General features: G+C 70.8%; 16 protein-coding genes. 11 read left to right on the top strand and 5 right to left on the bottom strand.

The annotated features are described in order from the left end of the window. From ACPEH2_RS06725 to ACPEH2_RS06715, 3 genes are read left to right on the top strand one after another with little or no spacing between them, the layout of a single operon-like run. On the top strand, positions 1-354 hold the full coding sequence (locus ACPEH2_RS06725) for a sterol carrier family protein (RefSeq protein ID WP_366213462.1): 354 nt from the start codon (positions 1-3) through the stop codon (positions 352-354). A 36-nt stretch (positions 355-390) separates the two neighbouring features. Then, positions 391-1,143, top strand: a complete 753-nt coding sequence (locus tag ACPEH2_RS06720) for an HtaA domain-containing protein (RefSeq protein WP_423718489.1) — start codon at positions 391-393, stop codon at positions 1,141-1,143. Between the two features lie 22 nt (positions 1,144-1,165). Beyond that, positions 1,166-1,486 carry a hypothetical protein gene (locus tag ACPEH2_RS06715; protein WP_064003507.1) on the top strand — a complete coding sequence of 107 codons (321 nt, stop codon included), beginning with the start codon at positions 1,166-1,168 and terminating at the stop codon, positions 1,484-1,486. A 7-nt stretch (positions 1,487-1,493) separates the two neighbouring features. Here ACPEH2_RS06715 and ACPEH2_RS06710 read toward each other — a convergent pair whose 3' ends face one another. Further along, the gene (locus ACPEH2_RS06710; RefSeq protein ID WP_423718488.1) at positions 1,494-2,105 is read right to left on the bottom strand and encodes a zinc-binding alcohol dehydrogenase; all 612 of its coding nucleotides are present in this window, start codon (positions 2,103-2,105) and stop codon (positions 1,494-1,496) included. 88 nt (positions 2,106-2,193) lie between these two features. On the opposite strand from ACPEH2_RS06710, the gene purM reads away from it, so the two are divergent. The 3 genes from purM to ACPEH2_RS06695 are packed head-to-tail and all read left to right on the top strand — an operon-like array spanning position 2,194 to position 6,036. Next, positions 2,194-3,312, top strand: a complete 1,119-nt coding sequence (gene purM / locus ACPEH2_RS06705; protein WP_308210392.1) for a phosphoribosylformylglycinamidine cyclo-ligase — start codon at positions 2,194-2,196, stop codon at positions 3,310-3,312. 9 nt (positions 3,313-3,321) lie between these two features. Further along, positions 3,322-4,785 carry an amidophosphoribosyltransferase gene (gene purF / locus ACPEH2_RS06700; RefSeq protein ID WP_064003510.1) on the top strand — a complete coding sequence of 488 codons (1,464 nt, stop codon included), beginning with the start codon at positions 3,322-3,324 and terminating at the stop codon, positions 4,783-4,785. A gap of 18 nt (positions 4,786-4,803) precedes the next feature. Continuing rightward, complete coding sequence (locus ACPEH2_RS06695) at positions 4,804-6,036, top strand: CynX/NimT family MFS transporter (RefSeq protein WP_253034848.1); 1,233 nt, start codon at positions 4,804-4,806, stop codon at positions 6,034-6,036. 16 nt (positions 6,037-6,052) lie between these two features. On the opposite strand, the gene ACPEH2_RS06690 is transcribed toward ACPEH2_RS06695, so the two are convergent. Further along, a complete protein-coding gene (locus tag ACPEH2_RS06690; protein ID WP_064003512.1) occupies positions 6,053-6,262 on the bottom strand; it encodes a DUF3073 family protein in 210 nt (69 codons plus the stop codon). Between the two features lie 146 nt (positions 6,263-6,408). Here ACPEH2_RS06690 and ACPEH2_RS06685 point away from each other — a divergent pair, with 146 nt between their 5' ends. Then, the gene (locus ACPEH2_RS06685; RefSeq protein ID WP_423718486.1) at positions 6,409-6,969 is read left to right on the top strand and encodes a universal stress protein; all 561 of its coding nucleotides are present in this window, start codon (positions 6,409-6,411) and stop codon (positions 6,967-6,969) included. A gap of 1 nt (position 6,970) precedes the next feature. On the opposite strand, the gene ACPEH2_RS06680 is transcribed toward ACPEH2_RS06685, so the two are convergent. Beyond that, positions 6,971-7,573, bottom strand: coding sequence for a PadR family transcriptional regulator (locus ACPEH2_RS06680; protein WP_423718485.1), 603 nt, complete (start codon positions 7,571-7,573; stop codon positions 6,971-6,973). A 1-nt stretch (position 7,574) separates the two neighbouring features. After that, positions 7,575-8,426: a DUF4097 family beta strand repeat-containing protein gene (locus tag ACPEH2_RS06675; protein ID WP_423718483.1), complete on the bottom strand. Its 852-nt coding sequence runs from the start codon at positions 8,424-8,426 to the stop codon at positions 7,575-7,577. Between the two features lie 136 nt (positions 8,427-8,562). On the opposite strand from ACPEH2_RS06675, the gene ACPEH2_RS06670 reads away from it, so the two are divergent. Continuing rightward, on the top strand, positions 8,563-9,321 hold the full coding sequence (locus ACPEH2_RS06670; protein WP_253034846.1) for a MerR family transcriptional regulator: 759 nt from the start codon (positions 8,563-8,565) through the stop codon (positions 9,319-9,321). Between the two features lie 100 nt (positions 9,322-9,421). Here the strand turns inward: ACPEH2_RS06670 and ACPEH2_RS06665 are convergent, their stop codons facing one another. Continuing rightward, positions 9,422-9,580, bottom strand: coding sequence for a hypothetical protein (locus ACPEH2_RS06665; RefSeq protein WP_164499361.1), 159 nt, complete (start codon positions 9,578-9,580; stop codon positions 9,422-9,424). A 185-nt stretch (positions 9,581-9,765) separates the two neighbouring features. On the opposite strand from ACPEH2_RS06665, the gene ACPEH2_RS06660 reads away from it, so the two are divergent. The 3 genes from ACPEH2_RS06660 to ACPEH2_RS06650 all read left to right on the top strand — a co-directional run bounded on the left by ACPEH2_RS06660 (position 9,766) and on the right by ACPEH2_RS06650 (position 14,379). Beyond that, on the top strand, positions 9,766-10,035 hold the full coding sequence (locus ACPEH2_RS06660) for a DUF7218 family protein (RefSeq protein ID WP_217529101.1): 270 nt from the start codon (positions 9,766-9,768) through the stop codon (positions 10,033-10,035). A 1-nt stretch (position 10,036) separates the two neighbouring features. Beyond that, positions 10,037-10,999, top strand: coding sequence for a DNA topoisomerase IB (locus ACPEH2_RS06655; RefSeq protein ID WP_423718481.1), 963 nt, complete (start codon positions 10,037-10,039; stop codon positions 10,997-10,999). Between the two features lie 86 nt (positions 11,000-11,085). Then, positions 11,086-14,379, top strand: a complete 3,294-nt coding sequence (locus ACPEH2_RS06650; RefSeq protein WP_423718479.1) for an efflux RND transporter permease subunit — start codon at positions 11,086-11,088, stop codon at positions 14,377-14,379. Position 14,380: the final 1 nt, after the last annotated feature.

The raw sequence follows: 14,380 nt of genomic DNA, 5'->3' as shown, positions 1-14,380 counted from the left end.
ATGGCCCGCACGATCAGCACCGGCGACGGACGCGACGCCCTCGCGGCCGTCGCCGCCGGCACCCCGACGCGTCCCGAGACGGCGACGGCGGTCCGCTACCTGCTGCAGCTGCTGGTCGAGAAGGCGCCGGGCAACTCCGTCGAGGTGCGTGTGCCGCCGTTCGGCGCGGTGCAGGTCGTCGAGGGACCGCGTCACACGCGCGGCACCCCGCCGAACGTGATCGAGACGGATGCCGCGACCTGGATCGCTCTCGCAACCGGACGGGTCGCCTGGGCCGACGCCGTCACCGCCGGCACCGTCCGGGCGTCGGGCGTCCGGGCGAACCTCGACGGGCTGCTGCCGCTCCGGCCCTGACCTGCCCCGGTACCATCGCCTGCGGAGAGGATCCCCATGCAGGCACGGCACCCCCGGAGCGTCACACGTCCCCTCGTCGCCGGGTTGATCGGTGCGGCTGCGGTCCTCCTCGCGCCCGTGGCGCCCGCGAACGCGGCGACGCCGACGTGCGTCGTCTCCGAGGCGACGGCCGTCTGGGATTCCGGCGCCGATGAGCTGCGGACCGACGGCGCCATCTCGGCGGAGGGCGGCATCCTCACGTTCGACGGCGGCGCCGGCGTGCTCGAGCCGGTCCGCCCCTCCGGCAGCCTCAGCTTCGACGGGACCGTCGCCTACACGAGCGCCGCGGGCGTCGAGACGACGCTGTCCGCCCCGACCCTCGTGATCGACGGCGGCTCGGGCACCCTCTTGTTCGACGTGCAGCCCGAGGGGACGGAACTGATCCCCCAAGCGGCGCTCGCCGAGGTCGACCTCCGCGCCGTCGCCGTCTCGGAATCGGGCGACACCATGAACCTCGACGGCGTCGACGCGCAGACCGACGCGACCGCCGACGGTTCCGACCTGCTCTGGGCGGGCACCCTCGAGGACCTCGATCTCACCGTGACCGCGGACTGCACCACGATCGCCGACACCGCGGTCGTCGAGGAGGAGGAGCAGGATGCCGCGGCCCCCGGCATCCTCGTCCCGCTCATCGTCGTCGGGATCGCCACGGCCGTGACGGTCATCCTCGCCGTCGGATCGGTCCAGCGGCGCAAGCGCAACAGTGCCCGCGCCGCCCAGCCGGAGACCGTCGGCGACCCGCTCCCCTGAGACGGGGGTGGACAATGGAAGCATGGCCGAGCACTCCGAAACGCACGTCGAGTCCGCCGAGCTGCGGCGCACCCCGCGGTTCGCGGCCTTCTTCGCCGTCGGGGCGGCCCTCGGCATCCTCGTCGCCCTCATCCTGACGTTCGCGTTCGGCGACGGAGCGATCAGCGAGAGCACGGGAGCGCGCTACTCGCAGAGCCAGGTGTTCGGCTTCCTGCTGCTGTGGTGCGTGCCCGCCGGGATCGCGGTCGGCGCGGTCGTCGCGCTCGTCTTCGACCGGGTGCTCGGCAAGAAGCACCGCACCGTGCGCATCGAGCGCGAGCGCGTCGAGGGCTCGGAGGACTGAGCCCGCCTCAGGCGAGTTCGGCGATGATCGGCTGGATCGCCGGATCGAACGCCGCGACGTCGCCGCGCAGGCCGTCGGTGACGGCGATCGTCAGTGAGCCGATCCACCAGACGCCGCGCTGCGTGAGCGGCAGCACCTGCACGTTCAGCTCGAACGAGTGCGCCCGCCGGCCGACGCGGCGCTCGTGCTCGGCGATCGCGCTCGCGTAGGCCCGGTAGCTGCTCGCCGATCCGGCCCGCGCCTGCATCGTGTAGCGATCGGCGGCCCACCGCGCGAAGGCGACGGCATCGTCGGCGAGCGGCGCCATGGCGGCGCGGAGCTCGTCGAAACCGTCGACGGGGAGCACGGCGAGCGTCTCGTAACCGTCGACGAGATCGAGAGGCACGGGGGAGGGGTGCGCCTGCGGTTCGACCGCCATCGCCCAGTACGCGAGCCACTGCCGCTGCAGCAGGCGGGCGTCGTCGTCATCGCCGGCGGGCGGTGCCGCGGGGGCTCCCCGCAGGTGGGGCAGCTCTTCGGGGGCACGGATGCCGAGTGCCTGGCGCACGAACAAGGCGACGAGCACCGTCGTACTCGCGTCCTCCCGCACCACCCATTCGGGCCGCTCAGCCCCGCCCATGGCGCCATCCTATGGCTCGCCTGTGGTCCCCGTCCGCTCCGCGTCGCCTCCGCGGCGGAAGCAGGCGGCGTCCGGGGGCCGGTAGGCTGTGCGGGTGGCCTCGACTCCCACCGATCCCTACTCCGCTGCCGGCGTCGACACCGCGGCGGGGGACCTCGCCGTCGAGTTGATGAAATCGGCCGTCCGTCGCACCCAGGGCCCCGAAGTGCTCGGCGGCGTCGGCGGTTTCGCCGGCCTCTTCGACGCCTCGGCCCTCCTCGGGTACACGAAGCCCCTGCTCGCGACCTCGACGGACGGCGTCGGCACGAAGGTCGCCATCGCGCAGGCCCTCGACAAGCACGACACGATCGGCCAGGACCTCGTCGGCATGGTCGTCGACGACATCGTCGTGGTCGGCGCGAAGCCGCTCTTCATGACGGACTACATCGCGACGGGCAAGGTCTTCCCCGAGCGCATCGCCGACATCGTCCGCGGTATCGCCGACGGCTGCGCCGCGACCGGCACGGCGCTCGTCGGCGGCGAGACGGCCGAGCACCCGGGCCTGCTCGGCGTCAACGACTACGACGTCGCGGGAGCGGCCACGGGAGTGGTCGAAGCGGATGCCGTCCTCGGCGCCGACCGGGTGCGTTCGGGCGATGTCGTGCTGGCGCTCGCCTCGAGCGGTCCCCACTCCAACGGCTACTCGCTGATCCGCCACATCATCGCCAACGCCGGCATCGGGTACGGCGACAACGCCGCCGACTTCGGTCGCACGTGGGGCGAGGAGCTCCTCGAGCCGACGCGCCTCTACACGTCGCCGCTGCTGCGCGCGATCGACGCGCACCCGGGCGCCGTCCACTCCCTCAGCCACGTCACCGGCGGCGGCATCGCGGCCAACCTCGCCCGCGTGTTGCCCGTCGGCACCTGGGTCGACGTCGACCGCGCCACGTGGTCGCCCCCGCCCGTGTTCCGCGTCCTCGCCGACATCGGCGGGTTGTCGCTCGAGCAGACCGAGGGCACCTGGAACCTCGGCATCGGCTTCCTCGCCGTCGTGTCGGCCGAGGCCGCCGACGCCGCCGCGTCCACCCTCTCCGCGGAGGGCATCCACACCTGGCAGGTCGGGACGGTGTCGGATGCGGCGCTGCCGGCCGGCGACTACGAGCAGGGCGCGAAGGGCGTCGACGGCGGCGCGGTCCGTCTCGTCGGCTCCTACGCAGAAACGGACTGAGCTACACCCATGTGCGGAATCGTCGGCGTCGTCGGACAGGGACCCGCCAACCAGGAGGTCTACGACGCACTGCTGCTGCTGCAGCACCGCGGGCAGGACTCGACCGGCATCGCGACAGCGGAGTCGAGTGGCATCTTCCACATCGCGAAGAACCGCGGGATGGTGCGCGAGGCGTTCCGCACCCGTGACATGCGCTCGCTCCTCGGCACGATCGGCCTCGGTCACGTGCGGTACGCGACGAAGGGGACCGCCTCGAACGAGGAGGAGGCGCAGCCGTTCTACGTGAACGCCCCGTACGGCATCGTCCTCGTCCACAACGGCAACCTCACGAACACGCGCGAGCTCACCGAGGAGCTCTTCCGCACCGACCGCCGGCACCTCAACACGAGCTCCGACACCGAGCTGCTCGTCAACGTCCTCGCGAACGAGCTGCAGGCCGTCATCTCGGGGCTCGAGCTCGACCACGAGCAGATCTTCGAGGCCGTCACGCGCGTGCACCAGCGCGTGGAGGGCTCGTACGCCGCCATCGCCCTGATCGCCGGGTACGGTCTGCTCGCCTTCCGCGACCCCTTCGGCATCCGTCCGCTGATCCTCGGCACCCGCCGGGCCGAGAACGGCCGGTACGAGTGGACCGTGGCCTCCGAGTCGCTCGTCCTCGAGAACGGCGGCTTCGAGGTCGTCCGCGACGTCGAGCCCGGCGAGGCGGTCTTCATCGATCTCGACGGCAACCTCTTCACGAAGCAGTGCGCGCCGAACCCCAAGCTCGTGCCCTGCTCGTTCGAGTACGTCTACCTCGCCCGTCCCGACTCGGTCATGAACGGCATCTCGGTCTACGAGGCCCGCCTCCGCATGGGCGAGCGCCTCGCCGACACGATCGCGAAGTACACCCCCGAGGGCTCGATCGACGTCGTCATGCCGATCCCGGACTCCTCGCGTCCCGCCGCGATGCAGGTCGCGCGAAAGCTCGGCATCGAGTACCGCGAGGGCTTCTACAAGAACCGCTACATCGGCCGGACGTTCATCATGCCGGGCCAGGCGATCCGCAAGAAGAGCGTGCGCCAGAAGCTCAACGCGATGTCGACCGAGTTCAAGGGCAAGAACGTCCTCCTCATCGACGACTCGATCGTGCGCGGCACCACCTCGCGCGAGATCATCCAGATGGCACGGGATGCCGGGGCCACCTCGGTGACCTTCGCCTCGGCCGCCCCGCCCATCCGCTTCCCCCACGTGTACGGCATCAACATGCCGTCGCGTCACGAGCTCGTCGCATACAACCGGACGATCCCCGAGATCGCCGAGGAGCTCGGCTGCGACTACCTCGTCTACCAGGAGATCGACGACCTGAAGGCCGCGATCCTCGAGGGTGCGCCCGACGTCGAGGACCTCGACATGAGCTGCTTCGACGGTCGGTACGTCACCGGCACGGTGAGCGACGAGTACCTCGCCTGGGTCGAGGGCACCCAGGAGTCCTGAGCCGCCTAGGCTGAATCGGTGACGTCCCCCGATCCCCTCGCCGTGCGTCGTGGTCGGATCCTCGCCGTCGTCGGCATCGTCCTGCTCGCGTTCTCGCTGCGCTCGGCGGTGGCGTCGCTCTCGCCGCTGTTCGATGCGATCGGCGAGGACTTCGTCCTTCCCGCCGCGGTGCTCGGCCTGATCGGCACCGTGCCGCCGCTGTGCTTCGCGGTGTTCGGCCTCCTCGCCTCGGGGTTCGAGCGTCGCTTCGGGCTCGAGCGGACCACGCTCGTCGCACTCGGCGCCGTCGCTCTCGGCTTGGTGGCGCGCGCGGCCGCCATCGACGCGTACGGGCTGCTGCTCGGCTCGGCGCTCGTGTTCGCCGGGGTCGGGGTCGGCAACGTGCTCCTGCCCGCGCTGGTCAAGAAGTACTTCCCCGACCGCATCGGCCTGATGACCACGGTCTACTCGACGATGATGGCGATCTCGACCTTCGTGCCTCCGCTGGTCGCGGTGCCCGTGGCGGATGCCGCGGGGTGGCGCACGTCGCTGGGGCTCTGGGCGGTCTTCGCCCTGGCCGGGCTCGCCCCCTGGATCGTGCTCGCGTTGCGCGCCCGCCGCGCCGCCCTCGCCGAGGTGGACCTCGAACCCGTGAGCACACGGGTGTTCGGGCGGATGTGGCGGTTGCCCACCGCCTGGGCCCTCGCCGTCACCTTCTTCGTCTCGAGCGCCGTCGCCTACACGTCGTTCGCGTGGCTGCCGAAGATCCTCGTCGACACGGCGGGCGTGACGCCGCAGGTCGCCGGCACGCTGCTGTCGCTCTTCGCGCTGATCGGGCTGCCCGCGTCGCTCGTCGTGCCGGTGCTCGTCGCCCGGCGGGGCGTCGTGCTGCCGCTGTTCATCGTCGCCTCGGCCTCGGGGGTGCTCGGCGCCGGTGGGCTGCTGGTGGCCCCGGCATCCGCCCCCTGGCTCTGGGTCACGCTGCTCGGCATCCTGCCGCTGCTGTTCCCGCTCGTCCTGACGTCCGTCGGGCTGCGCACGCGCACGCACGACGCGACGGTCGCGCTGAGCTCGTTCGCGCAGAGCCTGGGTTACGGCGTGACGATGCTGATGCCGATCGGGGTCGGCCTCATCCACGATGCGATGGGTTCGTGGACGGTGCCGCTGTTCATGCTCCTCGCGATCTCACTGCTCGCCGTGCCGGCGGGCGTCGTGATCGCGCGACGGAAGACGGTCGAACAGGAGTGGGAACAGCGCCACGGTTCGTGGTGAGCGGACGAGCGAGGGGTCAGGCCTTCTCGAAGGATGCCGGGGCCGCGGCCGACGGGTCTTCTTCGTCGTCCTCGTCGGCGTACTGGTCGGCCCACTTGTCCTCGTACTGCTCGTCACCGGGCGCGCCGAGCTCACGCTCGAGCGCGTTGATGTTCAAGCTGTACGTGTCGTACTTCAGCTCACGGGCGATCTTGGTGTTCTTCGCCTTTTGACGGCCACGCCCCATGCGTAACCCCCTCATTTCACGAGTGCGGGCTTGGTCCGGCAGCCCGACGAGTCACAGTCCGGCAATGGCCGGGAAGAGTAGCATTCAGGGTACCACGGAGCGTTCCCACCGCCCTCGCGGCGGGGATCCAGGAAGGGTGATCCGACATGTCCGATGCCGTATCGCAGCCGCAGACCCGCCGTCCGCATCGTCCCGTGATCGCGGGGATCGTGCCCGGGCAGCCGGCCCGCGTGCTCCGCGAAGCCGCGCAGTATGCCCGGCTCCACGGCGCCGCCCTGCTGATCGCCCACGTCGACATCACCCGGTTCGTCTCGTACGAGGATCCCGACGGCTACGTCCACACGGCGCCGATCAATCTCGACGCGATCCCGAGCGAAGCGCTCGAGGCCCAGCTGCGTGACCAGGCCACCGCGGCGCTGTCGGGCATCGACGTCGCGTGGTCGCTCGAGATGCTGGCGGGCGACCCGGCGCTGGCGATGAAGGACCTCGCAGAGCGCACCGAGGCGCGTCTCATCGTCGTCGGCACGCGCAAGCGCGGCATCGGCGACTCGATCCGGGAGTTCTTCACGGGGTCGGTCGCGGCACGCCTCGCGCACCGGCAGCCGCGCCCCGTCCTCGTCGTCCCCCTGGGGGAGCCCGTGAAGGACGACGAGGACCTGTGGCGCGACCGGCAGGACTGGCCCGAGGAGCTCTGGCCCGGCAGCTGAGTCAGCTGCGCATCGCGCGCCGGACGGCCTCGGCCGTCTCGTCGAGCGCGGTCTTCAGGTCGTCGACGACGGATGCCGCGAGGTCGCCGCCGCGGGCGACGTGACCGCGCAGGTCGGCTCGCAGACCGGCACGGAACTCGGCGAGCAGCTCGTCGGCCCGTCGCACCTGCTCGCGCGCCGCCGCGCGCGGATCGGTCGAGGGGGGCGCCGCGGGTCGGCTGGGCGCAGCGGATGCCGCGGCCAGGTCGGCCTGCAGGCTGCGCATGGCCTCCCGCACGCCCGCGCGCACCTCGTCGGCGATGAGACGGACGCTGTCCGCGAGGCCGGCCTCGATGCCCGCGAGGTCGCCCGAGCGCGACGCCACTTCGGCGCGACCGGCATCCGTGATCTCGTAGACGGTCTTGCGGCCGTCGACGGTCTTGGTGACGAGACCCTCCTCCTCGAGCTTCGAGAGGCGGGGGTAAATCGTGCCGGCGCTGGGGGTGTACGTGCCGCCGGTGCGGTCGGACAGCGCCTGCATGAGGTCGTACCCGTGGCGCGGCGCCTCGTCGAGCAGACTCAGCAGGTAGAGGCGCAGGTCGCCGTGGGAGAAGACGGGGGGCATCTCAGTACTCCTCTGCCGCGGGGGTCGGGTCGGTGATCGCCGAGGCGACGCGTCGGATGACGGAGACGTCGCCCGAAACGGTGTTGGCGCGGACCTCCGCGAACGAGCCGCTGAGCTCGCCCACCGATCCGGAGTAGGTCGAGCCGATCCCGCTCTGGGACCGGTCGATCCCGTCGACGCTCAGCTTCCCGCTGACCGTGCGCAGGGTGTACTTCGCCGCTACGGCCTCATCGAGGCGCAGGGTTGCGGCGCCGCTGACCGTATTTAACGAGACGTTCTGGGTCGGTCCGACCGAGTCGATGAGGACGGCGCCGCTGACGGTGTCGGCGTACGCGGTGCGGATCGTGCCGGCCGCGGTGATCGCGCCCGAGACCGCGTTGGCGTTGAGCGTGCCGGTGAGGTCGCGCATCTGCACGTCGCCCGAGACCGAGTTCACCGTCACGTCGCCGGTCAGGCCGTCGACGATGATGTCACCCGACACGGTGTTGAGCTTCGCGTCGGTGACGAGCCCCGCCACGAGCGCGCTCGCGCTGACGACGCCGAGGGTGAGGGCGATCTCGCGCGGAACCGCGATGCTCACCTCCGCCTGCGGTCCGCCGCTGCCGAAGTTGCGGAACGACGACAGGAAGTTGTCCCAGCGCAGCTGTGCGTGATCGATCTCCACTGCACCGTCACGAGCTTCGATGCGCAGTTCCTTCTGCGTGACGGAGTGCACTTCGATGCGGACGCCGGGCTCGTCGTGGGCGACGACGTCGATCTGTCCGCCGACGAGTCCCACCTTGAGTCGACGGATGCCGTCGAGGTCGATGACGCGGGTCTCCCCGGGCTGGACCAGCCACTTCTCGAGAGTCATGTTGTCTCCTGCGGTCGATCGCGAATCAAGATATATCGCGTTGCAGGCACCGTAACACGATATATCTCGAATTGTCGAGACCGATGTGCAACGAGCGCTTGACCTTGACGCTGCGTCAACTTCTAGCGTGGTCGTCATGACGCGTGAATGGTCGATCCAGGAACTCGCCCGCCTGGCGGGGACGACGAGCCGCACCCTGCGCCACTACGGCCAGGTCGGACTCCTGTCGCCGACGCGGACGGGCACCGGGGGCTACCGGTTCTACGACGCCGCCGCCCTGCGCCGCCTGCAGCACATCCTGCTGCTGCGCGAGCTCGGACTGGGTCTGCCCCGCATCGCCGAGGTCCTCGCCGAGGACGTCGACGAGACCGCGGCGCTGGCCACCCACCTGGGCTGGCTCGAGACCGAACGCGCGCGCATCGACCGGCAGATCGCCGCCGTCGCATCGACCCTCGACGCGAGGAGAAGAGGAGAGGAACCCATGGCCGAGAACATGTTCGACGGCTTCGACCACACCGTGCACCGCGAGGAGGTCACCGAACGCTGGGGCGCCGACGCGTACGCGCGCTCCGACGCCTGGTGGCGCGGGATGTCGGCCGAGGAGAAGAAGGGCTGGATGGAGCGCAGCGCGCAGCTGACTTCCGACTGGAGCGATGCGGCGGGCCGCGGCATCCGTCCCGATTCCGACGAGGCGCAGGAGCTCGCCGCGCGGCACATCGCGTGGCTCGAGAGCATCCCCGGAACGCCCGCCGCCGACGGCGGCGACCTCCGCGGATACGTGCTCGGCCTCGCCGACATGTATGTGGCCGACGACCGCTTCGGTGCGAATTACGGCGGGACGGCGGGCGCGACGTTCGTCCGGGACGCGCTGCGCCACCACCTCGACCGGTCGTGAGCGGACGTGACGAGGCCCCCTCGACCGAGATCGGGAGGGGGCCTCGATGCGCTCGTGGGGGCGAGCGCCGCTGACGCGCCTGGGGGTGCGCGTCAGACGATCAGGTGTTCTTGCGGAGGACCCGCAGCAAGAAGGCGATCAGCGCGATGACACCCACGATGATGGCCACCCAGAGCAGGAACTGGAGACCTTCCGTGATGCCACCCACGATCGCCAGCACGATGGCGATCACGATGATGATGATGAGTGCAAGGTTCATTGGAGGCTCCCTCTGTTTGTCTCCGTTGTCCGCCGGAGCGGGGGTGACGCGGGTGTGCGTCGTAGACATTGCTATCAGCGTTCTCCCAGGCGGATCAGGCCCTTGACAGGCGCTGCGGGCGGTGACATAACGTGGCCGGACGCGGGCGATCCCTGTCCGCATCGATCACGTGAGGCGGATGCACCATGCCGGCAGGACGCGGCTCGAACAGCCTGAAGGACCCCGACCTCTACGAAGAGCTCCGAAAGGACGGCGCCTCGAAGGAGAAGGCGGCCCGCATCTCCAACGCCGCCGCGCGCGACGGCCGCAGCGCCGTGGGCCGCCGGGGCGGCGCGTCCGGAGACTACGAGGACTGGACCGTGGCCGACCTCCGCGGCCGCGCGAAGGAGCTCGGCATCCGCGGGTACTCCCATGCCCGCAAGGCCGACCTCATCGACATGCTCCGATCGCACTGACGTGCCACGGCTCAAGCGGGTGCGGCCCGGCACCGACGTCGGCTATCGCCGGCTGCGCTCCGGGACCGGCTTCCGGTACGTGGATGCCGACGGCGACCCCCTCCCGAAGGCGGAGGCCGACCGCGTGCGCGCCCTCGTCCTGCCGCCCGCGTGGCAGGACGTGTGGATCTGCTCCGACCCGAACGGGCACATCCAGGCGACCGGCGTCGACGAGGCGGGGCGGGTGCAGTACCGCTACCACCCGCAGTGGACGGCGGGACGCGACAAGGGCAAGTACGCCCGGGCGCTGCAGCTCGCCGAGGCGCTGCCGCGGGCGCGCGGACGCGTCACGACGTCGATCCGTCGCGAGGACATCGACCAGGAACGCGTGCTCGCCGCCGCCTTCCGGCTGCTCGACCTCGCCGCGCCGCGCGTGGGAGCCGAGCGCTACCTCGTCAAGCACGGCAGCCGCGGCCTCACCACGCTGCTGCGCCGGGACGCCGTCGTCGACGGCACCGTCGTCGCGCTGCGCTTCCCGGGCAAGAGCGGCCAGCGCCAGGAGATGGAGGTCGAGGACCCCGACCTCGCCGCGGCCGTGGAGCTGCTCGTCGCGGGCAGGCCGAGCTCGCCGCTGCTCGCCTACCTCCGCGGGCGTCGCCGCGTCGCCCTCACGCCCCGGGACGTCAACCTCTACGTCCGGTCGATGACCGGGGGGACGTTCACGGCGAAGGACTTCCGCACCCTGCGGGGCACGATCACCGCCGCCGACGCCCTCGCCCGCATCGGGCCTTCGACGAAGAAGTCCGACCTCAAACGCGCCGAGGTCCTCGCGGTCAAGGTGACCGCCGAGACGCTCGGCAACACCCCGTCGGTGGCGCGCAGCTCGTACATCGACCCGCGCGTGTTCGACCGCTACCGTCGCGGCATCCTGCTCGACACCACCGTGTCGCCCGAATCCGCCATCCGGACGCTCATCCTCACCTGACCCCTCCCAGCCCCGCGGGTGGGGTGCCGTGAAATACTGACGCGCACCCCCGCATCCCTCACCTGCACCGTGGAAATGGGCCTCCGTTGTCGAACCTCGCTGTCCTGAGCCTCAAGAACCGCGCGCTCATCGCCCTCATCACGATCGTCGCGGCGATCTTCGGTGGACTTGCCCTCACGAGCCTCAAGCAGGAGCTGATCCCGCCGATCCAGCTGCCGCAGCTGTCGATCCTGACCACGTACCCCGGCGCATCCCCCGACGTCGTCAACAACGACGTCTCGACGCCGATCGAGCAGGCGATCCAGGCCGTCCCCGACCTCGAGTCCACGTCGTCGACGAGCACGACGAACGCGTCGATCATCCGAGCATCCTTCGCCTACGGCACCGACCTCGCGACCGCCGAGCAGAAGATCCTGCAGGCCATCAACCGCATCGACGACACGCTGCCCGACGGTCTCGACACGAGCGTCCTCGCCTTCTCGACCGACGACCTCCCCGTCATCGCGCTCGCCGTCACGGGATACGACAACGCGACCGAGGTGCAGACACGGCTCGAGAACGCCGTCGTCCCCGACATCGAGGACCTCGACGGAGTCGCCGCCGCGCAGATCGTCGGCGGGCAGACCTCGCGGGTGACGATCACCCCCGACCAGGCCGCGCTCGCCGCCGACGGGTACACGCAGACCGCGATCACCGACGCGCTCGACCAGAACGGCGTCCTGTTCCCCGGCGGCACGATCGACGAGGGCGACCAGACCCTCACCGTGCAGACCGGCACGAAGCTCGACTCCATCGACGAGATCGCCGCGCTCCCGCTCGTCCCCACGGACGCCGACCAGTTCGCCGCCGGCAAGGTCACCGTCGGGGACGTCGCCGACGTCGTCCTCGACACCGACCCGGTGACCTCGATCTCGCGCGTCGACGGCAAGCCCGCGCTCACGGTGTCGATCACGAAGCTCCCCGCGGCCAACACGGTCGACGTCTCGCACCTCGTCCGCGACGCGATCGGCGCGCTGCAGGACGACATCGGCAGCGGCGCGACGATCACGGTCGTCTTCGACCAGGCGCCCTACATCGAGCAGTCGATCGAGGCGCTCGCGCAGGAGGGGCTCCTCGGGCTCGCGTTCGCGGTCGTCGTCATCCTGATCTTCCTGCTGTCGGTGCGCTCGACCCTCGTCACCGCCATCTCGATCCCGACGAGCGTGCTCATCACGTTCATCGGCATCCAGGCCTTCGGCTACTCGCTCAACATCCTGACCCTCGGCGCCCTCACGATCGCGATCGGCCGTGTGGTCGACGACTCCATCGTCGTCATCGAGAACATCAAGCGACACTACGTCGGCGGCGCCGACAAGCTGCAGGCGATCCTCCTCGCCGTCCGCGAGGTCGCGGCCGCCATCACGGCCTCCACCCTCACGACCGTCGCCGTCTTCCTGCCGATCGCCTTCGTCGGCGACCTGACCGGCGAGCTCTTCCGCCCCTTCGCGCTGACGGTCACCATCGCGATGCTCGCGTCGCTCTTCGTCGCGCTGACGATCGTGCCCGTCCTCGCGTACTGGTTCCTGCGGCCGGGCAAGCCGGTGACGGATGCCGCGGGTCGGGCGATCGACCCCGAAGATCCGGCCGCGCCGCCGAGCCGCCTGCAGACGTCGTACCTGCCGGTGCTGCGTTGGACGCTGAAGCACTCGGTGGTGACGCTGGTGCTCGCCGCCATCGTGCTCGGCGGCACCGTCCTGGCCGCCCCGCTCATGAAGGTCAACTTCCTCGGCGATTCGGGACAGAACACCTTCACCGTGACGCAGAACGTCGGCGACACCGCGAGCCTCGAGACCCAGGACGCCGCCGCGAAGCGCGTCGAGGAGGTCCTGCTCGACGTCGACGGCATCGAGACGGTGCAGACCTCGATCGGCTCGAGCGGTTCGGCGCTCCGCGACGCGTTCTCGGGCGGCGGGCCCGGCATCACCTACTCGATCACGACCGACCCCGACGCCGACCAGGAGCAGATCCGCACCGACGTGCAGCAGGCCGTCGCCGACCTGCCGGATGCCGGTGAGGTCGTCGTCTCGGCGGCGCAGGGCGGCTTCGGCTCGACCGACATCGAGGTCGACGTGACCGCGCCGGACGCCGGCGTGCTGCGCGACGCGACCGACGCCGTGGTCGCCGCGCTGCGGGACGCGAAGGGCATCGAGCAGGTCGACTCGAACCTCTCGGCATCCCTCCCCTTCGTCTCGGTCGCCGTCGACCGCGACAAGGCGGCCGAGCTGGGCCTGTCGGAGGTCGCCGTCGGCGGGCTCGTGTCGAACACGATGCAGCCGCGACAGATCGGCACCGTCGAGATCGACGACGCGTCGCTCACCGTGTACCTGAAGGCTGCCGACATCCCGCAGACGATCGACGAACTCCGTTCGCTCCAGATCGCGAGCGCGTCGGGCCTCGTGCGCCTCGACGAGGTGGCGACCGTCGAGCAGTCCGAGGGACCGTCGTCGATCACCAGCGAGCGCGGTCAGCGCACCGCATCCGTCACCGTCACCCCCGCCACCGACGACCTGAACGCCTCGAACGCGGCCGTCACCACCGCGCTCGCCGACGTCGACCTGCCGCAGGGCGCCGACGCCGAGATCGGCGGGGTCGTGACGCAGCAGCAGGACGCCTTCGCGCAGCTGGGGCTCGCGATCCTCGCGGCGATCCTCATCGTCTACATCGTCATGGTCGCGACCTTCAAGTCGCTGCGGCAGCCTGTGCTGCTGCTCGTCTCGGTGCCGTTCGCGGCGACCGGCGCCATCCTGCTGCAGATCGTCTCGGGTGTGCCGCTGGGCGTCGCGTCGCTCATCGGCGTCCTGATGCTCGTCGGCATCGTCGTCACGAACGCGATCGTCCTCATCGACCTCGTGAACCAGTACCGCGAGAAGGGTCTGTCCACGCCCGAGGCGGTGCTCGCCGGCGGTGCGCGCCGACTGCGGCCGATCCTCATGACGGCCCTCGCGACGATCTTCGCGCTCACGCCGATGGCGCTCGGGATCACGGGGCACGGCGGGTTCATCTCGCAGCCGCTCGCGATCGTCGTCATCGGCGGACTCGTGTCGTCGACCGTGCTGACCCTGCTCGTGCTGCCCGCGCTCTACAACCTCGTCGAGGGCGCCAAGGAGCGTCGCGCCGCCAAGCGCGGCGACGTCGTGCCCGCCGCGACCGCGACCGAGGCGCCGCTCACGCGACGCGCGCGGCGGGATGCCGCGGCTTCGGCGGGAGTCGTCACCGGCGCGGCCGCCGTCGACACGGCGCTCGTGATCGAGGAGGCCCCGGACATCGAGATCCCGGCGGTCGAGGCGCCGGCGGTCGAGGAGCCGGCGGCGTCCGACGAGGAGCCGCGGCGCGAGGAGTGAG

This window comes from Microbacterium sp. NPDC064942, from assembly GCF_049545525.1.
GTDB classification, from domain to species: domain Bacteria; phylum Actinomycetota; class Actinomycetes; order Actinomycetales; family Microbacteriaceae; genus Microbacterium; species Microbacterium gawkjiense.
The sequence above is the reverse complement of the archived record's forward strand: the minus strand, read 5'-3'. Positions and strand labels throughout refer to the sequence as shown.